The organism is Acinetobacter sp. YH12046, assembly GCF_013419905.1.
Lineage (GTDB): Bacteria > Pseudomonadota > Gammaproteobacteria > Pseudomonadales > Moraxellaceae > Acinetobacter.
Genome location: NZ_VOZF01000001.1, coordinates 128,355 through 153,393, shown reverse-complemented (window position 1 = coordinate 153,393; position 25,039 = coordinate 128,355). Strand labels below are relative to the sequence as shown.

22 protein-coding genes and 1 tRNA gene are annotated in these 25,039 nt (G+C 43.4%); 17 read left to right on the top strand and 6 right to left on the bottom strand.

The window, feature by feature from the left end; all coding sequences use genetic code 11:
* Window positions 1-127: 127 nt before the first annotated feature.
* From tuf to rplL, 8 genes are all read left to right on the top strand, one after another.
* The gene (gene tuf, locus FTU03_RS00670) at window positions 128-1,318 is read left to right on the top strand and encodes an elongation factor Tu (protein ID WP_179991967.1); all 1,191 of its coding nucleotides are present in this window, start codon (window positions 128-130) and stop codon (window positions 1,316-1,318) included.
* Window positions 1,319-1,364: 46 nt separating this feature from the next.
* A tRNA-Trp gene (locus FTU03_RS00665) sits at window positions 1,365-1,440 on the top strand.
* 76 nt (window positions 1,441-1,516) lie between these two features.
* Window positions 1,517-1,957: a preprotein translocase subunit SecE gene (gene secE / locus FTU03_RS00660; protein ID WP_179991968.1), complete on the top strand. Its 441-nt coding sequence runs from the start codon at window positions 1,517-1,519 to the stop codon at window positions 1,955-1,957.
* 7 nt (window positions 1,958-1,964) lie between these two features.
* Entirely contained in the window at window positions 1,965-2,498 is a 534-nt protein-coding gene (gene nusG, locus FTU03_RS00655) for a transcription termination/antitermination protein NusG (protein ID WP_005232530.1), read from the top strand.
* Window positions 2,499-2,615: 117 nt separating this feature from the next.
* Complete coding sequence (gene rplK, locus FTU03_RS00650) at window positions 2,616-3,044, top strand: 50S ribosomal protein L11 (RefSeq protein ID WP_004781668.1); 429 nt, start codon at window positions 2,616-2,618, stop codon at window positions 3,042-3,044.
* Between the two features lie 3 nt (window positions 3,045-3,047).
* Complete coding sequence (rplA, locus tag FTU03_RS00645) at window positions 3,048-3,743, top strand: 50S ribosomal protein L1 (protein ID WP_004781669.1); 696 nt, start codon at window positions 3,048-3,050, stop codon at window positions 3,741-3,743.
* 306 nt (window positions 3,744-4,049) lie between these two features.
* Complete coding sequence (gene rplJ / locus FTU03_RS00640; protein WP_004781671.1) at window positions 4,050-4,556, top strand: 50S ribosomal protein L10; 507 nt, start codon at window positions 4,050-4,052, stop codon at window positions 4,554-4,556.
* A gap of 48 nt (window positions 4,557-4,604) precedes the next feature.
* Window positions 4,605-4,973, top strand: coding sequence for a 50S ribosomal protein L7/L12 (rplL, locus tag FTU03_RS00635; protein WP_159123444.1), 369 nt, complete (start codon window positions 4,605-4,607; stop codon window positions 4,971-4,973).
* A 63-nt stretch (window positions 4,974-5,036) separates the two neighbouring features.
* Here rplL and FTU03_RS00630 read toward each other — a convergent pair whose 3' ends face one another.
* Window positions 5,037-5,288, bottom strand: a complete 252-nt coding sequence (locus tag FTU03_RS00630) for a hypothetical protein (protein ID WP_034170979.1) — start codon at window positions 5,286-5,288, stop codon at window positions 5,037-5,039.
* On the opposite strand from FTU03_RS00630, the gene rpoB reads away from it, so the two are divergent.
* From rpoB to FTU03_RS00615, 3 genes are all read left to right on the top strand, one after another.
* A complete protein-coding gene (rpoB, locus tag FTU03_RS00625; RefSeq protein WP_004781674.1) occupies window positions 5,282-9,370 on the top strand; it encodes a DNA-directed RNA polymerase subunit beta in 4,089 nt (1,362 codons plus the stop codon). The two genes, FTU03_RS00630 and rpoB, sit on opposite strands and share 7 nt — an antisense overlap.
* Before the next feature lie 158 nt (window positions 9,371-9,528).
* On the top strand, window positions 9,529-13,728 hold the full coding sequence (rpoC, locus tag FTU03_RS00620; RefSeq protein WP_004781676.1) for a DNA-directed RNA polymerase subunit beta': 4,200 nt from the start codon (window positions 9,529-9,531) through the stop codon (window positions 13,726-13,728).
* A gap of 260 nt (window positions 13,729-13,988) precedes the next feature.
* Window positions 13,989-14,354 carry a DNA transfer protein p32 gene (locus FTU03_RS00615; RefSeq protein ID WP_034170980.1) on the top strand — a complete coding sequence of 122 codons (366 nt, stop codon included), beginning with the start codon at window positions 13,989-13,991 and terminating at the stop codon, window positions 14,352-14,354.
* 68 nt (window positions 14,355-14,422) lie between these two features.
* On the opposite strand, the gene FTU03_RS00610 is transcribed toward FTU03_RS00615, so the two are convergent.
* Window positions 14,423-14,917, bottom strand: coding sequence for a DUF4442 domain-containing protein (locus FTU03_RS00610; protein ID WP_159123442.1), 495 nt, complete (start codon window positions 14,915-14,917; stop codon window positions 14,423-14,425).
* A 117-nt stretch (window positions 14,918-15,034) separates the two neighbouring features.
* On the opposite strand from FTU03_RS00610, the gene FTU03_RS00605 reads away from it, so the two are divergent.
* The 6 genes from FTU03_RS00605 to FTU03_RS00580 all read left to right on the top strand — a co-directional run bounded on the left by FTU03_RS00605 (window position 15,035) and on the right by FTU03_RS00580 (window position 21,416).
* Window positions 15,035-15,916: an alpha/beta fold hydrolase gene (locus tag FTU03_RS00605; protein WP_179991969.1), complete on the top strand. Its 882-nt coding sequence runs from the start codon at window positions 15,035-15,037 to the stop codon at window positions 15,914-15,916.
* Between the two features lie 98 nt (window positions 15,917-16,014).
* Window positions 16,015-17,382 carry a Na+/H+ antiporter family protein gene (locus tag FTU03_RS00600; RefSeq protein WP_159123440.1) on the top strand — a complete coding sequence of 456 codons (1,368 nt, stop codon included), beginning with the start codon at window positions 16,015-16,017 and terminating at the stop codon, window positions 17,380-17,382.
* Window positions 17,383-17,715: 333 nt separating this feature from the next.
* Entirely contained in the window at window positions 17,716-18,351 is a 636-nt protein-coding gene (locus tag FTU03_RS00595) for an OmpW family protein (RefSeq protein ID WP_034706934.1), read from the top strand.
* Between the two features lie 175 nt (window positions 18,352-18,526).
* Window positions 18,527-18,871 carry a lysozyme inhibitor LprI family protein gene (locus FTU03_RS00590; protein WP_034170983.1) on the top strand — a complete coding sequence of 115 codons (345 nt, stop codon included), beginning with the start codon at window positions 18,527-18,529 and terminating at the stop codon, window positions 18,869-18,871.
* Between the two features lie 154 nt (window positions 18,872-19,025).
* Complete coding sequence (gene htpG, locus FTU03_RS00585) at window positions 19,026-20,945, top strand: molecular chaperone HtpG (RefSeq protein ID WP_179991970.1); 1,920 nt, start codon at window positions 19,026-19,028, stop codon at window positions 20,943-20,945.
* Window positions 20,946-21,143: 198 nt separating this feature from the next.
* Entirely contained in the window at window positions 21,144-21,416 is a 273-nt protein-coding gene (locus FTU03_RS00580) for a hypothetical protein (protein WP_179991971.1), read from the top strand.
* Window positions 21,417-21,486: 70 nt separating this feature from the next.
* Here the strand turns inward: FTU03_RS00580 and FTU03_RS00575 are convergent, their stop codons facing one another.
* From FTU03_RS00575 to FTU03_RS00560, 4 genes are all read right to left on the bottom strand, one after another.
* A complete protein-coding gene (locus tag FTU03_RS00575; protein WP_179991972.1) occupies window positions 21,487-22,608 on the bottom strand; it encodes a hypothetical protein in 1,122 nt (373 codons plus the stop codon).
* A 94-nt stretch (window positions 22,609-22,702) separates the two neighbouring features.
* Window positions 22,703-24,121 carry a hypothetical protein gene (locus FTU03_RS00570; RefSeq protein ID WP_179991973.1) on the bottom strand — a complete coding sequence of 473 codons (1,419 nt, stop codon included), beginning with the start codon at window positions 24,119-24,121 and terminating at the stop codon, window positions 22,703-22,705.
* 9 nt (window positions 24,122-24,130) lie between these two features.
* Window positions 24,131-24,310 carry a hypothetical protein gene (locus tag FTU03_RS00565; RefSeq protein WP_004781696.1) on the bottom strand — a complete coding sequence of 60 codons (180 nt, stop codon included), beginning with the start codon at window positions 24,308-24,310 and terminating at the stop codon, window positions 24,131-24,133.
* Window positions 24,311-24,566: 256 nt separating this feature from the next.
* A complete protein-coding gene (locus FTU03_RS00560) occupies window positions 24,567-24,734 on the bottom strand; it encodes a hypothetical protein (RefSeq protein WP_166134776.1) in 168 nt (55 codons plus the stop codon).
* Window positions 24,735-25,039 lie beyond the last annotated feature (305 nt).

Below are 25,039 nucleotides of genomic sequence, written 5' to 3'. Positions count from 1 at the left end.
CAAAAATATTTCAAAAGCAGGCTATTTAGTCTGCTTTTCAAGTATTTGGTGTTTGGTTTTTTTTAAACGATATGTCGGAGCTGGGTTTTACTCAGAATTGTGTTCGACGTAAACGAGGAAGATTAACATGGCTAAGGCTAAGTTTGAACGTAATAAGCCACACGTTAACGTGGGCACAATCGGTCACGTTGACCATGGTAAAACAACTTTAACAGCTGCGATTGCAACTGTATGTGCGAAAAAATTCGGTGGTGAAGCGAAAGACTACGCTGCAATCGACTCTGCACCAGAAGAAAAAGCACGTGGTATTACAATTAATACTTCACACGTAGAATACGATTCTCCAACTCGTCACTACGCTCACGTAGACTGCCCGGGCCACGCCGATTATGTTAAAAACATGATTACTGGTGCTGCTCAGATGGACGGCGCGATCCTTGTATGTGCTGCGACTGACGGTCCAATGCCACAAACTCGTGAACACATCCTGCTTTCTCGTCAGGTAGGTGTACCTTACATCGTTGTATTCTTGAACAAATGCGACCTTGTAGACGACGAAGAACTTCTTGAATTAGTAGAAATGGAAGTTCGTGAACTTCTTTCTACTTACGACTTCCCAGGTGATGACACTCCTGTAATCCGTGGTTCAGCACTTGCTGCACTTAACGGTGAGGCTGGTCAATACGGTGAAGATGCTGTTGTAGCTCTTGTTGAAGCGCTTGACTCTTACATCCCAGAACCAGAACGTGCAATCGACCAAGCATTCTTGATGCCAATCGAAGATGTATTCTCAATTTCTGGTCGTGGTACAGTTGTAACTGGCCGTGTTGAAACTGGTGTCATCAAAGTTGGTGAAGAAGTTGAAATCGTGGGTATCAAAGATACAGTTAAAACTACTGTAACTGGCGTTGAAATGTTCCGTAAACTTCTTGACGAAGGCCGTGCTGGTGAGAACTGTGGTATCTTGCTTCGTGGTACTAAACGTGAAGACGTACAACGTGGTCAAGTACTTGCTAAACCAGGTTCTATCAAACCGCACACTAAATTCGATGCAGAAGTATACGTACTTTCTAAAGACGAAGGTGGTCGTCACACTCCATTCCTTAACGGTTACCGTCCACAGTTCTACTTCCGTACAACTGACGTAACTGGCGCGATTTCTTTGAAAGAAGGCGTTGAAATGGTTATGCCTGGTGACAACGTAGAAATGTCAGTAGAACTGATCCACCCAATCGCAATGGACCCAGGTCTACGTTTTGCGATCCGTGAGGGTGGTCGTACAGTTGGTGCTGGTGTAGTTGCTAAAGTAACTGCATAATCATAGAATAGAAAATAAGCTGGAGTTTCGGCTCCAGTTTATCTACAGGCCAGTAGTTCAATTGGTAGAGCGTCGGTCTCCAAAACCGAATGTTGGGGGTTCGAGTCCCTCCTGGCCTGCCAAGTTTTTTTCAAAAGACGCTTGATGTCGGCAAAACTGGTCATATAATAAGTCGCGAAACCTACGACGAGTACAAAAATGTCGAATGATAAATCACGCGACGCATTAAGCGAAGCGGCAATTCCTCAAAGAAATAATCCTGCTGTAGATGTAAGTTCTGGTTCTCCATTAGACATTGTTCTATGGGTTATCGCCTTGATTTTATTGGTCGGTGCTATGATGGTAAACCAATATTTACCTGCATACTGGGCGCCTGCGAATGATATTTGGGTGCGCGTTGGGGTAATTTTGGCTTGTATCGTTGTGGCATTCGGTTTATTATACGCCACCCATCAAGGCAAAGGCTTTGTTCGTCTTCTTAAGGATGCACGAATCGAGTTACGTCGAGTGACCTGGCCTACCAAACAAGAGACTGTGACCACATCTTGGCAAGTCCTTGCTGTTGTAGTAATTGCAGCCATTGTTCTATGGTGCTTTGACTATGTTTTAGGCTGGTTAATGAAGTTTATTATCGGGTAAGAGAGCTATGAAACGTTGGTACATTATTCATGCCTATTCAGGTTATGAAAAACAAGTGATGCGTTCGCTTAATGATCGAATCCAGCGTAGCGCTGTTGCCGATAGCTTTGGTGAAGTCCTTGTTCCTACCGAAGAAGTGGTAGAAATGAAGGATGGCAAGAAGCGTAAATCAGAGCGTAAGTTCTTTCCTGGCTATGTATTAGTCGAAATGGAAATGAACGATGACACTTGGCACATCGTGAAAGAGTGTCCAAAAGTGCTTGGTTTTATTGGTGGTACGGCTGAAAAACCGGCTCCAATTACGCAAAAAGAAGCTGATGCAATCCTTGCACGTGTACGCAATACTGGTGAAGCACCGCGTCCTAAGACCATGTTTGAACCAGGCGAAGAATTACTCGTAATTGACGGTCCATTCACTGACTTTAAAGGTGTGGTGGAAGAAGTGCTTTACGACAAGTCACGCTTAACGCTGACGATTAACGTATTTAACCGACCAACTCAGGTTGAACTGGAATTTCGCCAAGTCGAAAAAACAGTTTAATTTGTTCGGGTTGAAAACGCCTGATTTGCGTGCAAATCAGGCATTGTTGTTGTAACGGTATCGTTACTTGAAATCATTGGGGAGCCTAACGGCGTTTGCACCCAGAGGTAATTTGAAATGGCTAAGAAGATTGACGGCTATATCAAGCTGCAAGTTCCAGCTGGTAAAGCGAATCCATCTCCACCGATTGGTCCTGCACTAGGTCAACGTGGTGTTAACATCATGGCATTCTGTAAAGAATTCAATGCTGCTACACAAAAAGTTGAAGCTGGTCTACCAATTCCAGTCGTGATCACTGTGTACAACGACAAGTCGTTCACATTCATCATGAAAACTCCACCTGCTGCTGTTCTTCTTAAGAAAGCTGCTGGTATCCAAAAGGGTTCTTCTGTACCTAACAAAACTAAAGTTGGTAAGTTGACTCGTGCTCAATTGGAAGAAATCGCGACTACTAAAGAACCAGACTTAACTGGTGCTGATTTAGACGCGCGTGTACGTACCATCGCTGGTTCTGCACGTTCTATGGGCTTGGAAGTGGAGCTATAAGACATGGCAAAGTTAACTAAACGTCAAAAAGCCATTGCTGCTGCTGTAGAAGCACAGAAAGTTTACACTTTAGAAGAAGCTGTAGAAGTTCTTACTAGCCTTCCAGCTGCGAAATTCAAAGAATCTTTGGACATCGCTGTAAACCTGGGTGTTGACCCTCGTAAATCTGATCAGGTTGTTCGTGGCGCGACTACTCTTCCTGCAGGTACTGGTAAAACTGTACGCGTAGCTGTATTTGCTCAAGGCGCTGCTGCTGAAGCTGCGAAAGAAGCTGGTGCAGACGTTGTTGGTTTCGACGATCTTGCTGAAAGCATCCAAGGCGGAAACCTTGACTTCGACGTAGTGATTGCTGCTCCTGATGCAATGCGCGTTGTTGGTAAACTGGGTACGATTCTTGGTCCACGTGGCTTAATGCCAAACCCTAAAGTAGGTACTGTAACTCCTGACGTAGCAACTGCAGTTAAAAATGCAAAAGCTGGTCAAGCGCGTTACCGTGTAGACAAAGCAGGTATTATCCACGCTGCGATCGGTCAAGTAGGTTTCTCTGCTGAAGCTGTTCGTCAAAACGTTGAAGCTCTTGTAGCTGACCTTAAGAAAGCAAAACCTGCTACTTCTAAAGGTGTTTACATTCAAAAGATCACTCTAAGCTCTACTATGGGTCCTGGTCTGATCGTTGATGTAGCAAACGTTTCTAAATAAGTTATAAACTTATACAGAATTTTAAAGCCCTGAGTAAGTTTTAAAGCACTGCTTTAAAACTTACGCAAGAAGAAACCGGTTTCGGACTACTTGCGAACTTAGGCAGACTTTGAATTGATAAATGTAAATTTATCAGCGTCAAAGACCTCAGGCGAGGGGAGTTTTATGCTTTCCTCTTAATACTCCAGCCTGCGTAGACGCGGTGGTGTGATTTGTTCATCCTCCGCGTGTGATTTCAGAGATGAATTCACGAATTGGGAGTGTGCTTGTGATCAGGCACATAAATCACCGTTAGGAGGTTTTACAATGGCTCTTCTTATTGAAGGCAAAAAACAGATCGTAGCTGAAGTAAGTGAAATTGCTTCTACTGCATTTGCCGCTGTTGTTGCTGACTACCAAGGTTTAACAGTTGAGCAATTAACTGCTCTTCGTGTTGAAGCTCGTAAACTAGGTGTTAAAACACGTATCGTGCGTAACACTCTGGCTAAACGCGCTCTTCAAGATACTCAATTCAATATCTTGAACGACAGCCTTGTTGGCCCAACAATCTTAGCTTTCTCGACTTCTGAAGACGACATGGGTGCAGCTGCACGCTTGTTCGAAGAATTCGCAAAAACTAACAAAGCATTCGAACTTAAAGCTGCTGCATTTGATGGCAAAGTTTACGAAGGTGCTGAAGTTAGCGTAATCGCGAACCTTCCGAACCAAGAAAAAGCGCTTACTATGCTTGCAAACGTTCTTCAAGCTCCTATTTCGAAATTGGGTCGCCTTATTACTGCGCTCAAAGAGAAAAACGAGTCAGAAGCTGCATAAGCTTAAATTTATTTCCACACCATTCAATTTCCATTTGGAGTTATTCTCATGGCTTTAACTAACGAAGAAATCCTAAACGCAGTTGCAGAAAAAACTGTTCTTGAACTTGTTGAACTAATCTCTGCTTTCGAAGAGAAATTCAACGTATCTGCTGCTGCTGTTGCTGTTGCTGCTGCTCCTGGCGCTGCTGCTGCTGCTGAAGAACAATCAGAATTCAACGTTGAGTTGACTTCTTTCGGTGGTAACAAAGTTGCTGTAATTAAAGCAGTTCGTGAAGCTACTGGTCTTGGCTTGAAAGAAGCTAAAGACATGGTTGAAGGCGCACCTACAGTTCTTAAAGAAGGCGTTTCTAAAGAAGAAGGCGAAGAGCTTAAGAAAAAACTTGAAGAAGCTGGTGCTACAGTTACTCTTAAGTAATTTCTTAAAGGAGCCGGTTTTTTTATAATCGGCTCCAAAAATTGGCTGATGGCTCTTGGGTCATCAGCCTTTTTGCGTTACAATAATCGGCTCGATTTTTGTTTGCATGATATAAAATTCATACAAATTAAAAATAAACATAATGAACAAACGCTTACCAATATTTTTCATTAAAAAAATATTGTTAAGCGTTTTAATACCACTAAAAATTGCAGCATTTGTAAAGAGTGGTGGCCATATCGGCCAGCGTAATTCCTTCTGAGCCCGTTCTGCAGGCGGGCTTGGTTTACACTTTCCGAGGACTCCAGATGGCATACTCATATACCGAAAAGAAACGGATCCGTAAGAATTTTGGTAAATTGCCTAGCGTCATGGATGCTCCGTACCTGCTCGCGATTCAAGTCGACTCGTACAGAACATTCTTACAAGATGGCAAATCACCAAAAAACCGCGAAGATATCGGTCTCCAAGCCGCATTTCGTTCAGTTTTTCCTATTGAAAGTTATTCTGGCAATGCTGCTTTAGAATTCGTTGAGTATAGTCTTGGTAAGCCTGAGTTTGATGTACGCGAATGTATCCTTCGTGGCTCAACTTATGCAGCACCAATGCGCGTAAAAATTCGTTTGATCCTGAAAGATCGCGAAACTAAATCAATCAAAGACGTACGTGAACAAGAAGTCTACATGGGCGAAATGCCGCTTATGACAGACAACGGTACTTTCGTCATTAACGGTACCGAGCGTGTAATCGTATCGCAATTGCACCGTTCACCGGGCGTATTCTTTGACCACGATAAAGGCAAAACTCACTCAAGCGGTAAAGTCCTTTATTCAGCTCGTATCATTCCTTACCGTGGTTCATGGTTAGACTTTGAATTCGATGCCAAAGACCTGGTCTACGTACGTATTGACCGTCGTCGTAAATTGCTTGCGACTGTGGTGCTTCGTGCGCTGGGTTATGCCAACGAACAAATTCTCGACATGTTCTACGAGAAAGTACCTGTGTATCTGGACATGGGTAGCTACCAGATTGACCTTGTTCCAGAGCGCCTGCGCGGCGAAATGGCACAGTTCGACATTGCTGACAAAGACGGCAAAGTCATTGTTGAACAAGGTAAACGTATTAACGCACGTCATGTACGTCAAATGGAAGCATCTGGTCTTGAGAAGCTTTCTGTTCCTGATGAATACCTGTACGAACGTATCACTGCTGAAGACATCCCACTGAAAGATGGTGATGTGATTGCAGCCAATACTGTTCTAAGCCATGAAATTATGGTGAAAATTGCAGAAGGCGGCGTGAAACAGTTCAACATCCTGTTCACTAACGATATCGACCGTGGTCCATTCATTGCGGATACATTACGTGCTGATACCACAGTAAGCCGTGATGAAGCACTTGTAGAAATCTACAAAGTCATGCGTCCAGGTGAGCCACCAACAAAAGAAGCTGCTGAGAACCTGTTCAACAACCTGTTCTTCTCTTCTGAGCGTTATGATCTGTCTCCAGTCGGCCGTATGAAGTTCAACCGTCGTTTGGGTCGTCCTTACGAAGTGGGTACTGATCAGAAGTCACGCGAAGTTGAAGGCATTCTCTCGAATGAAGATATCACTGATGTATTAAAAACATTAGTAGAAATCCGTAACGGTAAAGGTGAAGTCGACGATATCGACCACTTGGGTAACCGTCGTGTTCGTTCTGTGGGTGAAATGACTGAGAACCAATTCCGTGTCGGTCTGGTTCGTGTAGAACGTGCTGTTAAAGAACGTTTGTCTCAAGCTGAAACTGATAATCTGTCTCCGCAAGACCTGATCAATGCGAAGCCAGTGGCTGCTGCAATCAAAGAATTCTTTGGTTCAAGCCAGTTGTCTCAGTTCATGGACCAAAACAACCCGTTATCTGAAATTACCCACAAACGTCGTGTATCAGCACTTGGGCCTGGTGGTTTGACTCGTGAACGTGCGGGCTTCGAAGTACGTGACGTACATCAAACTCACTATGGTCGTGTATGTCCAATTGAGACTCCTGAGGGTCCAAACATTGGTTTGATCAACTCTCTGTCTGTTTACGCCAAATGTAACAACTTCGGTTTCCTGGAAACTCCATACCGTAAAGTGGTTGATGGCCGCGTAACTGATGACGTTGAATACCTGTCTGCGATTGAAGAAGTAGGTACTGTGATTGCACAGGCCGACTCTGCAGTAGATAAAGACGGCAACCTGTCTGAAGAATTCGTTTCTGTACGTCACCAAGGTGAATTCGTACGTATGCCTCCTGAAAAAGTGACGCATATGGACGTATCTGCTCAACAGGTTGTATCTGTAGCAGCATCACTGATTCCGTTCCTTGAGCACGATGACGCCAACCGTGCATTGATGGGTTCGAACATGCAACGTCAGGCTGTTCCTACGTTAATCGCTGACAAACCACTGGTTGGTACCGGTATGGAAGCGAACGTAGCACATGACTCTGGTGTATGTGTAATCGCGAAACGTGGTGGTCGTATTGAATTTGTTGACGCTTCGCGTGTTGTAATTCGTGTCAACGAAGACGAAATGGTTGCGGGCGAAGCAGGTGTAGATATCTATAACCTGATCAAATACACACGTTCTAACCAGAACACTTGTATCAACCAGAAAGTTCTTGTGAACCTGGGCGATAAAGTAGGTCGTGGCGACGTTCTGGCTGACGGTCCATCAACTGATGGTGGTGAGCTAGCATTGGGTCAAAACATGCGTGTAGCGTTCATGACTTGGAACGGTTACAACTACGAAGACTCGATCTTGTTATCTGAGCGTGTTCTTCAAGAAGACCGTTTAACGTCTATTCACATCCAGGAACTTTCATGTGTTGCACGTGATACCAAACTGGGTGCTGAAGAAATTACTGCCGATATCCCGAACGTGGGTGAAGCAGCGCTTTCTAAACTGGACGAGTCAGGTATCGTTTACATCGGTGCTGAAGTGACCGCGGGTGACATCCTGGTAGGTAAAGTAACGCCTAAAGGTGAAACTCAGTTAACTCCTGAAGAAAAACTGCTTCGTGCAATCTTCGGTGAAAAAGCGGCTGACGTAAAAGACTCTTCTTTACGTGTTCCATCGGGTACTAAAGGTACTGTGATCGACGTTCAAGTGTTTACACGTGACGGTCTTGAGAAAGACGAACGTGCTCAGGCAATTGAAAAAGCTCAGCTGGATGCTTACCGTAAAGACTTGAAAGAAGAATACAAAATCTTCGAAGAAGCAGCACGCGAACGTATTGTCCGTCTGTTGAAAGGTCAGGAATCTAACGGTGGCGGTACTACTAAACGCGGTGACAAACTGTCTGAAGAATTGTTATCTGGTTTAGAGCTGGTTGATCTGCTTGATATCCAACCAAGTGATGAAGCAATTGCTGAACGTTTAACTCAAATTCAAGTGTTCTTAAAAGAGAAGAGCCTTGAAATTGATGAGAAATTTGCTGAGAAAAAACGCAAACTTTCTACAGGTGACGAACTGACAACTGGCGTATTGAAAGTTGTTAAGGTTTACCTGGCCGTTAAACGTCGTATCCAGCCTGGTGATAAGATGGCGGGTCGTCACGGTAACAAGGGTGTAGTTTCTAACATCCTGCCTGTTGAAGACATGCCGCACGATGCCAATGGTGTACCAGTAGATATCGTACTGAACCCGCTCGGTGTACCATCACGTATGAACGTCGGTCAGATTCTGGAAACTCACTTGGGTATGGCTGCTAAAGGTCTTGGCGATCAAATCGATAAGATGCTGAAAGAACAGCGTACAGTTCTTGAACTGCGTGATTTCCTAGACAAGATTTATAATAAGGTTGGCGGTCAGCAAGAAGATCTTGACAGCCTGACTGATGAAGAAATCTTGAAACTGTCTGGTAACTTGCGTAAAGGTGTTCCTCTGGCAACTCCAGTATTTGATGGTGCTGAAGAAGGTCAGATCAAAGAATTACTTGAGCTTGCTGGCTTGTCACGTACGGGTCAAACTGTATTGTATGATGGCCGTACTGGTGAACGTTTCGACCGTCCTGTAACTGTAGGTTACATGTACATGCTGAAACTAAACCACTTGGTTGACGACAAGATGCATGCGCGTTCTACTGGTTCTTACTCTCTAGTAACGCAACAGCCGCTGGGTGGTAAAGCACAATTCGGTGGTCAGCGTTTCGGTGAGATGGAAGTCTGGGCACTGGAAGCATACGGTGCAGCATATACGCTTCAAGAAATGCTTACTGTGAAGTCGGATGACGTTGAAGGCCGTACCCGTATCTATAAGAACATTGTAGATGGTAACCATTATATGGACCCAGGTATGCCTGAATCGTTCAACGTATTGACCAAAGAGATCCGTTCTTTAGGTATCAACATTGAACTGAAAAATGGTGACTAAGAAATCTCCCCCGACCCCTCTTTAAGAAAGAGGGGAGAAAGTCCCCCCTTTATAAAGGGGGATTTAGGGGGATTCTTGAGATTCCCGAATTTCAGTAAAAAACAATATTTGTGACCCAGTCGGGAAGTGAAAATCTCCTCGACACACGGAGAAAAAAATTGAAAGACTTGCTCGATATCATGCGCAAAAAGACGGATTCCGACGGTCATGCTCCTGTAGAGTTTGATCGCATCCGTATTGGTCTTGCGTCACCAGAAATGATTAAGTCGTGGTCTCATGGTGAAGTTAAAAAGCCAGAAACCATTAACTACCGTACGTTCAAGCCTGAGCGTGACGGTTTGTTCTGTGCCAAAATCTTTGGTCCAGTAAAAGATTACGAATGTTTGTGTGGTAAATACAAGCGTATGAAATACAAAGGCGTCATTTGTGAAAAATGTGGCGTTGAAGTAACAACTGCGAAAGTTCGTCGTGAGCGTATGGGTCACATCGAACTGGCTTCTCCAGTTGCACACATCTGGTTCCTGAAATCACTGCCTAGCCGTATTGGTCTTTTATTAGATATGACGCTACGTGATATCGAACGCGTATTGTATTTCGAATCTTATGTTGTAACTGACCCAGGTATGACTCCATTTGAGAAATACCAACTTCTGAACGATGAAGAATACTTCAATGCGTTAGAAGAACACGGTGATGAATTCACTGCGAAAATGGGTGCAGAAGCGGTTCAAGACTTGCTTAAAGATATCGATCTTGAAGCTGAAATTGCGCGTCTTCGTGAAGAAATTCCAAATACAACTTCAGAAACTAAGCTTAAAAAAGCCTCTAAACGTCTGAAATTGATGGAAGCATTCAACGATTCGAACAACAAGCCAGAATGGATGGTGATGAACGTACTTCCTGTACTTCCACCAGATCTTCGTCCGCTTGTACCACTTGAAGGTGGTCGTTTCGCGACTTCTGACCTGAACGACCTTTACCGTCGTGTGATCAACCGTAACAACCGTTTAAAACGTCTTCTTGACCTTGCGGCTCCAGATATCATCGTACGTAACGAAAAACGTATGTTGCAAGAATCTGTAGATGCATTGCTGGATAACGGTCGTCGTGGTCGTGCAATTACAGGTTCGAACAAACGTCCGCTTAAATCTTTGGCAGATATGATCAAAGGTAAACAAGGTCGTTTCCGTCAGAACTTGTTGGGTAAACGTGTCGATTACTCTGGTCGTTCGGTAATTACCGTAGGTCCAAGCCTGCGTTTACACCAATGTGGTCTTCCTAAGAAAATGGCGCTTGAACTGTTCAAGCCATTCATCTTTGCGAAGCTGCAAGCATCTGGTCAAGCAACAACCATTAAAGCTGCGAAGAAAATGGTTGAACGTGAAACTCCAGAAGTTTGGGATGTTCTTGCCTCTGTGATTCGTCAGCATCCAGTAATGTTGAACCGTGCGCCGACCCTTCACCGTCTAGGTCTTCAAGCATTTGAACCTATTCTGATTGAAGGTAAAGCGATCCGTCTTCACCCACTCGTATGTGCTGCGTTCAACGCCGACTTCGACGGTGACCAAATGGCGGTACACGTACCATTAACACTTGAAGCTCAGTTAGAAGCTCGTGCGTTAATGATGTCGACTAACAACATTCTGTCTCCAGCGAACGGTGAGCCAATCATCGTACCGTCTCAGGACGTTGTCTTGGGTCTTTACTACATCACTCGTGATGCAGTAAATGCCAAAGGTGAAGGCATGGTGTTCGCGGATACTGACGAAGTGAACCGTGCGCTTGCGACTGGTCAGGTAGATATGCACGCTCGCGTGAAAGCACGTGTACACCAAACCGTGATCAACGAAAACGGCGAACGTGAACAGCAAACGATTATCGTAGATACAACTCCTGGTCGCTGTCTGCTTTGGGAAGTTGTGCCTGAAGGTATGGACTTCCAGCAAATTAACGTTGAGATGACTAAAAAGAACATCTCTAAGTTAATCAACTCTTGCTACCGTAAACTGGGTCTGAAAGACACTGTTATCTTCGCTGACCAATTGATGTACCTTGGCTTCCGTCAAGCGACTCGTTCTGGTGTTTCTGTAGGTATGGAAGACATGGTCATTCCACCACAAAAACAAGCGATTATCGGGAAAGCCGAAGCTGAAGTTCGTGAAATTGAACAACAGTTCGAACAAGGTTTCGTAACTGCCGGCGAACGTTATAACAAAGTGGTCGATATCTGGGCGCGTACTAACGACCAGGTAGCGAAAGCGATGATGGACAACTTGTCATTCACAACTGTTAAGAACAAACAGGGTGAAGACGAGAAACAGAAATCATTCAACAGCATCTACATGATGTCTGACTCTGGTGCCCGTGGTTCCGCAGCTCAGATTCGTCAGTTGGCTGGTATGCGTGGTCTGATGGCGAAACCGGATGGTTCGATCATTGAGACACCAATTAAAGCGAACTTCCGTGAAGGTCTGACCGTACTTCAGTACTTCATTTCAACACACGGTGCGCGTAAAGGTTTGGCCGATACAGCACTGAAAACAGCGAACTCTGGTTACCTGACTCGTCGTTTGGTAGACGTTGCGCAAGACTTGGTTATCACTGAGCCGGATTGTGGTACGTTGTCTGGTCTTGTCATGACTCCGTTCATTCAAGGCGGCGACGTGATCGAGAACCTGGGTACTCGAGTACTGGGTCGTGTAGTTGCTGAAGATGTGAAACGTGCGGGTACTGAAGAAGTTATTCTGCCGCGTAACACATTGATCGATGAAAAACTTGCAAACTACCTGGAAGAGCAAGGTGTCGATGAAGTTAAAGTACGTTCAGTCGTATCTTGTGAATCTACTTTCGGTGTTTGTGCGAAATGTTACGGTCGTGACCTTGCACGCGGTCACTTGGTAAACCCAGGTGAATCTGTGGGTGTTATGGCTGCTCAGTCAATTGGTGAGCCGGGTACACAGTTAACCATGCGTACCTTCCACGTAGGTGGTGCTGCGAGCCGAACTTCTGCTGCAAACAGCGTACAAGTTCGTAATAAAGGTACTGTACGTTTCCATAACGTAAAAACTGTACAACATGCCAAAGGTCACTTGGTATCAACTTCACGTTCAGGTGAAATCGGTATTGCAGATGACTTAGGCCGTGAACGTGAACGTTACAAACTGCCATATGGTGCGTCTATCTTGCTGAAAGATGGTGAAGCTGTAGAAGCAGGCGGTATCGTAGCGACTTGGGATCCGCATACACATCCACTGGTTACAGAAGTAGCTGGTAAAGTTCGCTTCAGCCAGATTGCTGATGGTGTAACTGCAACATCGAAAACTGATGATGCAACTGGTATGACCACTGTTGAAATTTTGCCTGTAACAGCACGTCCTGCTTCTGGTAAAGATTTACGTCCAGCTGTTGTGCTTGACACAGTAGACGGCGGTGAACAGTTCTACTTCTTGCCACAAAACACCATTCTTTCTGTCCGTGATGGCGAAACAATTGGTGTGGGTGACGTAATTGGTCGTGTACCACAAGAATCTTCACGTACTCGTGATATTACCGGTGGTCTGCCACGTGTTGCTGACTTGTTCGAAGCGCGTAAACCGAAAGAACATGCAATCCTTGCAGAAGTTTCAGGTGTTGTAAGTTTCGGTAAAGAGACCAAAGGTAAAAACCGTCTGGTGATTACTCCGGATGATGGTTCTGAGATCTACGAAGAGCTGATTCCGAAATGGCGTACCATTAACGTGTTCGAAGGCGAACATGTGAACCGTGGTGAAACTATTTCTGATGGTCCACAGAACCCGCATGACATCTTACGTTTGAAAGGTGAAGTGGCGTTGACTAACTACATCGTGAACGAAGTTCAGGACGTTTACCGTCTGCAAGGTGTAAAAATCAACGACAAGCATATTGAAGTGATCGTACGTCAAATGCTGCGTAAAGTGGACATCACTGACGGTGGCGATACAAGCTTTATCAAAGGTGAACAAGTGGATTACATCCGTGTGATGCAAGAGAACCAAGCTGTTCTTGCGCAGAACAAGTTCCCTGCGAAGTTTGAACGTCAATTGATGGGTATTACCAAAGCGTCGCTTTCTACTGACTCGTTCATCTCTGCTGCATCGTTCCAGGAAACCACTCGTGTGTTAACTGAAGCGGCTGTAACAGGTAAAGAAGATGATTTACGCGGTCTGAAAGAAAACGTAGTTGTAGGTCGTCTGATCCCAGCGGGTACAGGCCTGGCTTATCACTTAGAGCGTCGTCGTCAGGAAGCAGAAGCTGCAGAATTTGAATTGCACAATGACTTCTCTGATGTAGACCAGGCGTTGAGCCAAGCATTCAGCGATGAATTTAACGGTCTGTAATTAGCCGCTAAATCATTTTAAAAAGCCACCTTCGGGTGGCTTTTTTATTTCCTAAAATTATTCATATTTATATCGCTAGAAAAGATCAGATTATCTGGTGGTTACTTGTCCTAAATATGGAGAAATCATCAATAAAACATGATCTTTCATGCGCTCTTTACAAAATAAATCATGAGGGTTTCAAGATTTAACATCTTGTTATGAATCGCTCCTTAAAATCAGGTTAATCTTAAGTCAAAGCACGAAGGAAGGCCAAGATCATGAAAAAGTTAATGAGCGTAATGGCTGTTGCAACTATCTCCACTTTTATGTTGGCAGGCTGTGAAAATATGTCTGCTAAAGATCAGCGTATTGGCGCAGCTGCGCTCGGTGGTGCAGTGGGTGGTGGTGTAGGTAACAGAGTAGGTGGTGGTGTTGGTGCAGCAGTTGGCGGTGGTGCCGGTGCAGCAGTCGGTAGTAAAGCTCAAGGTGGTTCAAACCGTAATGCGACCTATAGTGGTGTCGGTGGTGCTGTAGGTTCTGCAGTGGGTAAAAGCATCTTTGGCGGTACAGGTGGGGCTGCAATTGGTGGTGCCATCGGTGGTGGTGCTGGTGCAGCGATCGAACAGAATAACCGTCGTCGTTAATCGACAGAACTATCTTCCAGATCGATTTAAAAGCGCCTCCATGGCGCTTTTAGTTTATTCATATTTTGTTATTTAGCCTCTCGAGGCTTGCCTTTGCTCTGTTTAAGGCGGATATAAACGGTTTTTTGTACCTCAGCGATACGCACACCGGAATCATCATAAATATTAAGCTGATACTGGCGATAAACCGGACTATGGTTAGCTGCCAGTTCTTTTACTGTTTGTACTTCCTGCTTGGAAATCCGGATGTCAGCATAGACTGTTCCGCGTCCTGGCGCCAGAAACTGAATGGTAGAGCTTTTATCCCAAACAATGTATTTCGGACCAAGATGATGCATCAGCAATAACATATAAAAAGGGTCGACCATGGAATACAGGCTGCCACCAAAATGTACTCCCACAATATTCTGATTCTTGCGAGTCAGTGGCATTTTCACGCGAACGTGATAATTGGCAAAGTCCATTTCATCAATGACAATGCCTGCTCCACGATAAGGGGCATAGCGATTCAGGATAAATTTGGATAATAAAGGCAGTTGCTGAATTTTTCGTAATAGGCTCATGCGGATATTCTTTTTTCTGGTCTTGTATGCATACTAGAACAACAAAAATAAGCTGGCATTGATAAATCGTGCCTATTTCAACAATAAAAGAGTCAATCAGCGAATAAGGATACATCTATGCAAAGACATAGCCAGTGGGTAGATACCAGCGATCATCAACGTCTCTATGTGAAAACCTGGGGTGAGCCTGAGCGACCGGCTTTGGTGCTGGTTCATGGTTATCCTGACCATCAGGATGTTTGGGAAGCGGTAATTTCTCACCTCGTTCAGGATTATTTTGTGGTGACCTATGATGTGCGCGGAGCAGGAGACTCCAGCGTTCCCAAGAAAATTCGGGATTATCGTCTGGAACGTCTGTGTGCAGATTTAGAGCAAGTGGTCGATCAGGTCTTGCCAGGACGAGCTTTCCACCTTGCGGCTCATGACTGGGGGTCAATCCAGGCTTGGGAAGCAGTCACCGAACCTAAATTTAAAGGCCGGATTTTGTCTTTTAGCACCATGTCAGGTCCATGTCTGGATCATGCTGCTTTCTGGATGCGTGAACAGTTTAAACAGTATAAGGCCAAGTTTTTTAAACAGATGACCAAGTCTTGGTATATCGCGGTATTCCAGCTGCCTTTTATAGCACCTACAGCATGGAATTTCTTTAATGCAGAACGTTGGGGCAAAATGATCAGTCAGCTGGAACAGCAGGATAATCTGCCGCTAAACCAGAATATTGTCAAAGACGGCAAATATGGCGTCAATCTGTATCGGGCGAACTTTCTACCACGTTTATCTCGACCTAGACAGCGTTTTGCGATCTGTCCGGTACAGGCAATTGTGCTCAAAAAGGACCAGTTTGTTGGCCCGGATCTGATTGATGAAATGCCAAAATGGGTGGAAGATTTTTCCCGGGTAGAACTGAATGCCAATCACTGGGCTATCCTAAGCAAGCCGGAACAGGTGGCTCATCTGATTCATAATTTTATTCAGCAGAAATTAACAGCGACCATCTGATACGGAGATTGGGAACGTGACTCGGCAAGGGATAAGTGGAAGAATTTTTATCCGGATTTTCTGATAAAATAGCCGTTTTCTCTCATTCCCAATTCATTATGTTCGCAATTCTTGCTGCTATTGGAGTCATGTTTGGACTCTCATTGGCACGTGTACCTGTGGTTTTTGCCCTGGTCATTGGTGCTGTTACGGGTGGTTTGCTGGCAGGTCTTGGCCTCCAGGGAACTTTAGATGCATTTAACAATGGTCTGGGCGGCGGCGCTAAAATTGCCTTGGCTTATGGCATCTTGGGTGCTTTTGCTTTGGCCTTGGCACGTTCCGGTTTGCCTGACTTGCTGGCCTATAAAATGATTACCACCTTAAAAGGTGAGGCATCAGAAAAGGCACAGAACAAGGTTAAATATCTGATCTTCTGTACCGTCGCATTGGCTGCCGTTTTCTCACAAAACGTGATTCCGGTACACATTGCCTTTATTCCGGTTCTGATTCCACCATTATTGCTGGTATTTAACCATCTGAAGCTGGATCGCCGTTTGGTGGCCTGTCTGCTGACCTTTGGTCTGGTGGGAACATATATGCTGGTTCCAGTCGGTTTTGGTGCCATCTTCCTGAATGATATTCTGGGCCATAACATCAATACCTTTGGTAAACCTTATGGCTTTGAGATTACTTATGACCAGATTCCCGCTGCGATGGCGATTCCGGTCTCAGGTATGTTCGTGGGTTTGCTGGTGGCCATGTTTATCAGCTACCGTAAGCCGCGTCTCTATAAAGATATCCATGTGGAACAGCAGCAAAGTATCTCTGCTGAACTGGGTGTAGAACAAAAATCAGCGAAACCGCAAATTGCCAAACTGACCATCTGGATGGCAGCGATCGCGGTGATTGCAACTCTTGTGGTACAGCTCTATTCAGATTCCATGATTCTTGCCGGTCTGGTCGGTGTCGCAATCTTGAGTTGTGCCGGAATCTTTAAATGGAAAGAAGCAGATGATGTGATCATCACCGGTATGCGTATGATGGCCCTGGTTGGCTTTATCATGATTGCCGCGCAAGGTTTTGCTGCCGTGATTGAGGCAACAGGACAGGTTCCTGCGCTGGTTGAAGCGTCGGTTGACTGGATTGGTAATAGCCAGGCACTTGCCGCCTTTTTAATGTTGTTGATTGGTCTGCTGATTACTCTGGGTATCGGTTCATCATTCTCTACCATTCCGATTCTGGCGATTATTTATGTACCGCTCTGTATTCAATTTGGTTTTAGTCCTGCAGCAACTATTGCGATCATTGGGACTGCGGCTGCTTTGGGCGATGCCGGTTCTCCAGCATCAGATTCAACTTTAGGCCCAACATCCGGTCTGAATATGGATGGTCAGCATGACCATATGAAGGATAGTGTGGTTCCAACCTTCATTCATTTTAATATTCCGCTTATCATTTTTGGCTGGATTGCAGCCATGGTTCTGTAAGTTCATTTTAATCTGCTCTGATATAAATCGGAGCAGATTTGCCTAGATTTAAAATAAACTATAAGATGTATTTAAAATATATATTTAAATAAAAAATTAATATAAACCTGATTATTTTACTCTGAATATTATTATTTTAATCTGATTAATTTACTGGGTATTTAAAGCCAACCAATATAGTCAATTTAAAATAAATATTTAATAATTACATATACTTAAATAATAAATAAAAATTAGTTTTATAATCTCTATTGCATATTAATTTAAGCCGTGTTTATTATTAATTAAGAAATATTTTCTTAATAATTATTCTTCCCTTGGGGGTATTTTAAAATGTTAAAGCAAGTAGCTCTAATTGCATTAATGGGTCTTTCAGCATCTGCGATGGCAGGGCAATGGCAAGTGAAAGTGGGGGCTTCTGTATTAGCGCCTACTCAGGAAACTGACCTGATTCCTGGTGTAGTTGAAGATGCTAAAGCAAGTAGCGAACTCAATTTTACTCCTTCAGTCGAATATTTCTTCAATGACAATATTTCAGCCGAATTATTATTGGCTACCCCATTTAAACATGATGTTGAGATGGCGGGTGATGTGAAAATTGCATCATTAAAACATCTACCACCAACGATTACAGCCAAATATAATTTTAAAAATTCAAGCCGCTTTACTCCATATATCGGTGTAGGTGCTACAGTATTCATTCCATGGGATGAAGAATTTAGCCAAACTGCAAAAGACGCATTAGGTGTAGCAAAGCTTGATGCAGATGTTGCTTATGGGGTAGCTGGCCAAGTCGGCTTTAACTTCCAGCCAGCGGATGCAAAAAACTGGGGTGTATTTGTTGATGCACGTTATGCAGACTTAGATACAGATCTGGAAGCAAAGACTGCTGATGGGACAAAAATTAATTTAGGTGAATTTGGAATCGATCCTTGGGTTTATACGATCGGTTATAGCTATAAATTCTAAGCTCCAATTTTTTGGTTCATTTTTTCCAAAAGCCTCATCCTGCATGGGGCTTTTTTTCAAAATAACAACGATTTATAACGTATTGAAATTGAGCAGATTGGCAATACTCAAATATATTAAAACGAATAAAGTAAATATTAATTGAATACGACTTAATAATAAGGAAGATCAAAGCATGAGTTTTTTGTCGAAGAGTCTTTTGATCTTCAGCACGCTGTTTATTTCACAGAGTTATGCTGCCAGTTTTAATTGTCAGAAAGCGACAACCGCGACTGAGAAAACAATTTGTGAACATCGTTTGCTGAATGATGCTGATGTCAAAATGAGTACCAGCTATAACATCTTGCGCCGTATGGTGCCGATGGGAACACGTTCGGTGATTCAACGCGATCAGGTGAAATGGCTGCAGTTTCGTGACCGTTGCCAGGAATCCGTATCCTGCTTGAGTCAGGTCTATAACATGCGTCAGCAGCAGCTGGATCTGCATTTTGATCGTATCTATAAAATGGGGCCTTATTAAGTCTTGTCCATCCCATCAATTAAACTGATAAAAATGAAAGCCATAAAAATATTTTTTGCGAAAAAATTATTTTGAGGCTATTGAAAATTATTGAACTCACTCCATTCATATAGGCAGCAGTTAACATCTGTATCTAAAATAATAGGAGTGATTCATGAGCGATTTAAGCGTACAAAAACACAGTTTCCAGGCTGAGGTAGCGCAGTTACTGCACCTCGTGACCCATTCGCTTTATTCAAATCCTGAAATTTTCCTGCGTGAATTAATTTCTAATGCTTCAGATGCGTGTGACAAATTACGTTTTGAAGGGATCAACCATCCTGAATATTATGAAAATGATCCTGACCTTCGCGTTCGTGTCAGCCTCGATCCAGAAAATAAAACTATTACCATTTCAGATAACGGGATCGGTTTAAGTCAGCAAGAAGCCATTGAAAATCTGGGGACGATTGCCAAATCAGGGACCAAAGACTTTATGTCAAAACTGACGGGTGATCAGAAAGCTGATGCGCAGCTGATTGGCCAGTTTGGTGTCGGTTTCTACTCAGGCTTTATTGTGGCTGATAAGATTACTGTAGAATCACGTCGTGCCGGTACGGATACCTCAGAAGGGGTGCGCTGGATCAGTGGCGGTACTGGTGAATTCGAAGTTGAACAGATCACTAAAGAAGGTCGTGGTACCGATATTATCCTGCATCTGCGTGAAGATGCACTGGATTATCTGCAAAGCTATAAAGTCAAACAGATCATCAATAAATACTCAGATCACATCAGCCTGCCAATCCAGATGCAAAAAGAAGTCTGTCAGGAAGAAGAAGCTGCTGAAGGTGAAACACCAAAAGGCGGTCAATATGTGAAGACCGATGAGTGGGAAGCGATTAACTCGGCCAGCGCACTGTGGACTCGGAATAAATCTGAGATTACTGAAGAGCAATATACCGAATTCTATAAAAACCTAACCCATGATTTTGCTGCACCATTGGCTTGGGCGCATAACCGTGTTGAAGGTAGTACTGAATATACCCAACTGCTTTATATCCCAAGCAAAGCGCCACAGGATATTTTCACTCGTGAAGCCAAGGCCGGCATCAAACTCTATGTGAAACGTGTCTTCATTATGGATGATGCGGATAACCTGATTCCAAACTATCTGCGCTTTGTACAGGGCGTGGTAGACAGTGCCGATCTGCCATTAAATGTGAGCCGTGAATTGCTGCAGGAAAGCCGTGATGTGAAAACCATCCGTGAAGGTAACACTCGCCGTATTCTGACCACTTTGGATAATCTGGCAAAATCTGAAGATGAAAAAGATCAGGAAAACTTCAAAACTTTCTACCGCGAATTTGGTGCGGTGCTGAAAGAAGGTCTGGGTGAAGATTTCGGTAACCGCGAACGTATCTTGAAACTGCTGCGCTATGCAACTTCGACCAATGATGAGGTGAGCACTTCATTGGCAGACTATAAAGCACGCATGAAAGAAGGCCAGAAAGCGATTTACTACATTACCGCTGAAAGCCTGAATGCTGCGAAAAACTCACCGCAACTGGAAGTATTCAAGAAAAAAGGCATTGAAGTATTGCTGATGTCAGAGCGCGTCGATGAATGGGCAATGAACTTCGTGCATGAGTTTGATGGTACGCCATTGCAAAACGTATCTAAGGGTGCAGTCGATCTAGGTGATCTGCAAGATGCGGAAGAGAAGAAAGCACTCGAAGCTGCTGCTGAACAGTTCAAACCTGTGGTTGAAAAGTTGACTGATTCTCTGAAAGATAAAACGAAAGAGGTGCGTGTAACAACTCGTCTGGTCGACTCTCCAGCGTGTCTGGTCACAGGGGAAGGGGAGCTTTCTCCACAACTGATCCGTATGCTGAAAGATGCAGGTCAGCCTGTACCTGATGTGAAGCCGATTCTGGAGATCAACCCGGAACATCCACTGGTGAAAAAACTGGAAGGTTCTGCCCAGTTTGATGATCTGGCCAATGTTATCTTTGATCAGGCGATGATTGCAGAAGGTGGTCTACCAGAAAATCCGGCTGAGTATGTAAAACGTATTAACAGCCTATTGTTGGGTTAATTTTTATATTTCAAAAATCCCTCTACGGAGGGATTTTTTATGTTCTGAAATTAGCTATTAAAACTTTAATTTTCTTTTAATAATTTAAAAAAACGATAGCCAGAATAAAAAAATACCTTTAAGTTTTAAATCTGAAAAATAGATAATATTTTATATATTAATTTATAATAACGATTATTAAGTTTAGAGAATTCTCCCATGAAAAAATCACTGATGATGAGTCTGAGTACAGTCATTCTGATGTCAATGAGCGCAGCCACAATGGCCGATACTGAGTCCAAAAAAGTGACTCGTAGCGATCGTATTAGTTTTCAGGCACCCATGAAAAAAGAAGCGCCAAAAGTAAAACGAATGCAGCGTACCGACCGCGCAGTATGGAATATGCCACAGATGGAACAGCCTTCTTTGCAGCAAAAACGTGTGATTCGTAGTGATCGAATTGCCTTTACAACGGTTGAGCACCGCCAATAAAAACTTATTGGATTCAGACATTAAAAAGCCCATATTTTATGGGCTTTTATAGTTTCGGATTTGTTCAAATTTAGAAAATGGCCTCAAGACGTACCATCGCACCCAGATAATGGCTTCGGTCCAGTCGGTCATCATTCAGATAGTTCAGGTCGCCTTGCACAAAGAACCATTCACGTAAGAAAGGCTGTCTCCAGGACATATAAGGTCCCCAGCGATTTAAGCGTAAATCTTTATCATCCAGATAGCCGCCCGTATAGATGCCATAGTTAAAGCGGTTGCCCTGGAAAAATTGATGCTGTCTGAAGGTATAGTTGTCCCAAGTCAGATCGTCTTCTTGCTCATCTGCATAGGTCAGATTTAACTGATTGGAAAAAAAGGCCTCATTGGGACGGGCATGAATCAGTTCCAGGTTAGTTCGCAAATAGTTTTCGCTCTGCAATCCATAGCGATAAATCTGTTCAGCATGAAAAGAGAAATCATTCTGCATCGCCCAGTCTTTACTGATTTTGGCTCGTACATAGATATCATCCCCAGAACGTACCCCCAGATCCAGATCGCTGTCGAAAGGTAGGCCATTTGAAAATTCTGACCAGCGGAGTGCAAGTGAGCTGTTGTTTTCGCGGGTACGGCGAATATCCAGATTTTTATCCCGGGAATTGCCAGGATTTTCATTGGTAATCGCGACATTGGTGTCCAGTTCGTTATCCAGACTGTCATCACCAAAGACCAGACTTAACTTTTGTTCCAAGGTGGGAAGCTTGATTTTTCCTCGAATCCTCGGCTTGATTTCATAGTTTTCATATTTGTCCCAGCTATTATCCAGGATAATTCGCAAGGTCGCAGTCGCTGGCTCATCCGGGTTGGTCTGGCCAAACCAGTTATCAATCTTATGTGCGGTGCGGTCTGCCCATTCACGGATTCTTTTCTGCTTTTTGTCGGCCCAAGATTTATCTTCTGTTTCTTCGGTGGTGGGCACCATCGCTTCATCTGACTGTTCAGGTAAAATCGTAGGCGTGGCATCGATCAAGCGTGGAATCTGATCTAAAATACCTGTACCTGTACCTGTACCTGTACCTGTAGGCTGTTCTGTTTCTGCAGGTTCTGTAGGAGATGCTTCTGCCCAAACTGGGCTACTACTTAATCCCACGCCAAGTGATAGCAATAAGATTCGAGTAATTTGGTTTATTCGCATGAGTTGATTCTTGCTCTTATCGTATTTTATTTACTGCGCTAGTTTTCTAAAAAATAAGGAAAAAAAGCAAGGATAAACTACATAACTACATCAATTATTTAATGATTTGTGCCTGAATTGCCATATAAAGATCTAAAACCCGTACCGGCTGTGACAATCCTAAAACAATTTGATGAATTTTTTGCCAATTCAAATCCTTATCACGTTTGAGCATTAAATAAGGATAAGCGATTTCCTGATTGGACAATGCCAGGCGACGTTCTCCATGAATCACCCGAATTTTCTGATGTTCCTGTAGCAATAAAATTGGAGTAGAAAAATCAGCGGGCGCTTCCTCAAAATTGATAAATTTCTTTTGATGAATACACCGAGCCGGAATATAGGCATAGCTTTCCTCAGGCATCCAGACCGTTTCGGCTTGTTGCAGATATATTTCACTGAAAAGATCTATCTGATCAAGACAGGCACCTAAAGCTGCCCATGATATGGATTTTATCTCTATACAACGCCGTCCATGTTGCGTGCCCCAGTGCTGGATACAGGAATTGGCCTGCAAGAGGCTCGGTGCGCCTAAGAGCATCAGATATTTCAGACCTTGCCCTTGCTGATCGGTCTGCATGGAGAGATAAACAGGACGTGCCTGCCAGTGCTCTTCCTCGGCATAATATAGCGCTATTTCCAGATCGGCCGGTTGGGAGACAGTCGGTTGTAATTCTAGGGCACAGAGACGCCGTATAGTCGCTCCAGCATGTTCTAAGGGATGCAGCAGGGCAGAGAATTTACCTAGCTGTATAGATTCAGGAAAATTAATATTTTCATCTATTATCAAAATAGAGGATGAACTATCCGTGTTGTCTATTTCTATAGACAGCTCAGCTGTTTTAGCTTCTTCTGTTTCGCTAGTTGCTCTGTCTAAATCAGGTTTAATTGTTTTAGACAATTGAGGTACAGTGATCTTGGTCTGGATCTGCAAACTGCCCTGATGATAACGCGCGATTTCTAGGGTAAGCGTATTGAATTCGGCATCCTGAACAGATAAAGCCGGAATATCCAGTTGGGGATCGAGAGGAAAATATGCGTCTTGTTGCTGTTGCTGCAAAAGCCAGTGATGGCAATTTGCTAATTCATCCCATTCACTATGTAAAAAATCAGTTTGCTCTACAGGACCCAGCCAGATTTGCCAGCCTTGTTGTGGCTGATGCAAAAAGGCCCAGCCTGTTTCTGAATGTGCAGTGAGTGCCTGTTGCAGCTGGACAGGATTCTTAAAATAACCGCGATAACAGTGATGAAACTCGGTGCTCGCCGCAAACTGATGTGCTGCCAGCTCAGGCTGGACACGGGATTTAAAACTTAAAATCTGATTTTTAAAAACAGGTTCATCACAGAGATGAAAAATATCCTGGAGCCGTTTTTTGGTTCGGGCGGCTTCATATAAACTGAGGGATTTATGTTCTAGTTGCTGCCCCAATTCATTTAATTCTTTAATTAACTTTGCTTTTTCTAAAGCATTCATTTTAGCTCTCTAGATATATTTGAGTGCTTTATCCAGTGACTTGGCCATGATCATATTGACCGCAAGTTCTACCAGTTTATATTCGGTAGAGTTGGGATCTGGATAACGCTCAGCCATTTCAATCAAAAAATCCACAGAAATTGCCTGCGGAGAAATTTTTCCCTGTATTAATGCTTGAAGCTGGTTCATAACAAGAAAGTCTGAAATCCATAAAAGATCAGGTTCTGATTATAAGCATCTGATCGACAAAATACTTGATTATTTTGAGTATTTTTTAAGCGAATTTGGTAGTTGTTTTTGAATAAAAAGTGAACGAAATCAAAATAAAATAAAAAATAATGAGATTCTTAATACTCGCTAAACAGAAGAACAAGTTAGATTTTTGGAGCCCTGAAATAAAAACAGGCTGAATAATTCAGCCTGCTGGGAGATTTCGCTTAAAGACTTAAGCCGCTTTTTCAGTTTCTGCAGTTGCAGTATCTGTAGCTACAGTTTTAACTGGAGCTTTGCTCACAGGGAAATCTGGAAGATAAACCACTTGAGCCATTTGTGCTGAAGCTTGTAGAGAAAAAGCCATCACAGTTGCTGCGCATAAAAATTTAACAGTTTTCATAACATGACCTTTTGATATCTGGGTGTTCAAGAGCTTGAACAAGAAAAAAAGTTAGTCCTAAATCACGTGAAAAATAATATCAAATGGCAATTAATAAAAAATGATCAAATCGGCAAGAAAAGCAACTAAATTTAGATAAAATACTCTATAAAACAATATATTAGAATATTTGCTCTAGATGGTTTTGGATTGTTTTTTATACATTTTCTAGATGTTTTAGAAGCTTTTAAGCAAACATTTATTTGTTGATTATTTAAAACTAGAGATCCAGATTTAAATTTTTTTTAAAGCAGTAAGGGCAGATC

Excerpts from the sequence above, each read along its gene's own strand:
- tuf (WP_179991967.1), top strand. The coding sequence starts at position 128 with ATGGCTAAGGCTAAGTTTGAACGTAATAAGCCACACGTTAACGTGGGC.
- secE (WP_179991968.1), top strand. The coding sequence starts at position 1,517 with ATGTCGAATGATAAATCACGCGACGCATTAAGCGAAGCGGCAATTCCT.
- nusG (WP_005232530.1), top strand. The coding sequence starts at position 1,965 with ATGAAACGTTGGTACATTATTCATGCCTATTCAGGTTATGAAAAACAA.
- rplK (WP_004781668.1), top strand. The coding sequence starts at position 2,616 with ATGGCTAAGAAGATTGACGGCTATATCAAGCTGCAAGTTCCAGCTGGT.
- rplA (WP_004781669.1), top strand. The coding sequence starts at position 3,048 with ATGGCAAAGTTAACTAAACGTCAAAAAGCCATTGCTGCTGCTGTAGAA.
- rplJ (WP_004781671.1), top strand. The coding sequence starts at position 4,050 with ATGGCTCTTCTTATTGAAGGCAAAAAACAGATCGTAGCTGAAGTAAGT.
- rplL (WP_159123444.1), top strand. The coding sequence starts at position 4,605 with ATGGCTTTAACTAACGAAGAAATCCTAAACGCAGTTGCAGAAAAAACT.
- rpoB (WP_004781674.1), top strand. The coding sequence starts at position 5,282 with ATGGCATACTCATATACCGAAAAGAAACGGATCCGTAAGAATTTTGGT.
- FTU03_RS00630 (WP_034170979.1), bottom strand. The coding sequence starts at position 5,288 with ATGCCATCTGGAGTCCTCGGAAAGTGTAAACCAAGCCCGCCTGCAGAA.
- FTU03_RS00615 (WP_034170980.1), top strand. The coding sequence starts at position 13,989 with ATGAAAAAGTTAATGAGCGTAATGGCTGTTGCAACTATCTCCACTTTT.
- FTU03_RS00610 (WP_159123442.1), bottom strand. The coding sequence starts at position 14,917 with ATGAGCCTATTACGAAAAATTCAGCAACTGCCTTTATTATCCAAATTT.
- FTU03_RS00605 (WP_179991969.1), top strand. The coding sequence starts at position 15,035 with ATGCAAAGACATAGCCAGTGGGTAGATACCAGCGATCATCAACGTCTC.
- FTU03_RS00600 (WP_159123440.1), top strand. The coding sequence starts at position 16,015 with ATGTTCGCAATTCTTGCTGCTATTGGAGTCATGTTTGGACTCTCATTG.
- FTU03_RS00595 (WP_034706934.1), top strand. The coding sequence starts at position 17,716 with ATGTTAAAGCAAGTAGCTCTAATTGCATTAATGGGTCTTTCAGCATCT.
- FTU03_RS00590 (WP_034170983.1), top strand. The coding sequence starts at position 18,527 with ATGAGTTTTTTGTCGAAGAGTCTTTTGATCTTCAGCACGCTGTTTATT.
- htpG (WP_179991970.1), top strand. The coding sequence starts at position 19,026 with ATGAGCGATTTAAGCGTACAAAAACACAGTTTCCAGGCTGAGGTAGCG.
- FTU03_RS00580 (WP_179991971.1), top strand. The coding sequence starts at position 21,144 with ATGAAAAAATCACTGATGATGAGTCTGAGTACAGTCATTCTGATGTCA.
- FTU03_RS00575 (WP_179991972.1), bottom strand. The coding sequence starts at position 22,608 with ATGCGAATAAACCAAATTACTCGAATCTTATTGCTATCACTTGGCGTG.
- FTU03_RS00570 (WP_179991973.1), bottom strand. The coding sequence starts at position 24,121 with ATGAATGCTTTAGAAAAAGCAAAGTTAATTAAAGAATTAAATGAATTG.
- FTU03_RS00565 (WP_004781696.1), bottom strand. The coding sequence starts at position 24,310 with ATGAACCAGCTTCAAGCATTAATACAGGGAAAAATTTCTCCGCAGGCA.
- FTU03_RS00560 (WP_166134776.1), bottom strand. The coding sequence starts at position 24,734 with ATGAAAACTGTTAAATTTTTATGCGCAGCAACTGTGATGGCTTTTTCT.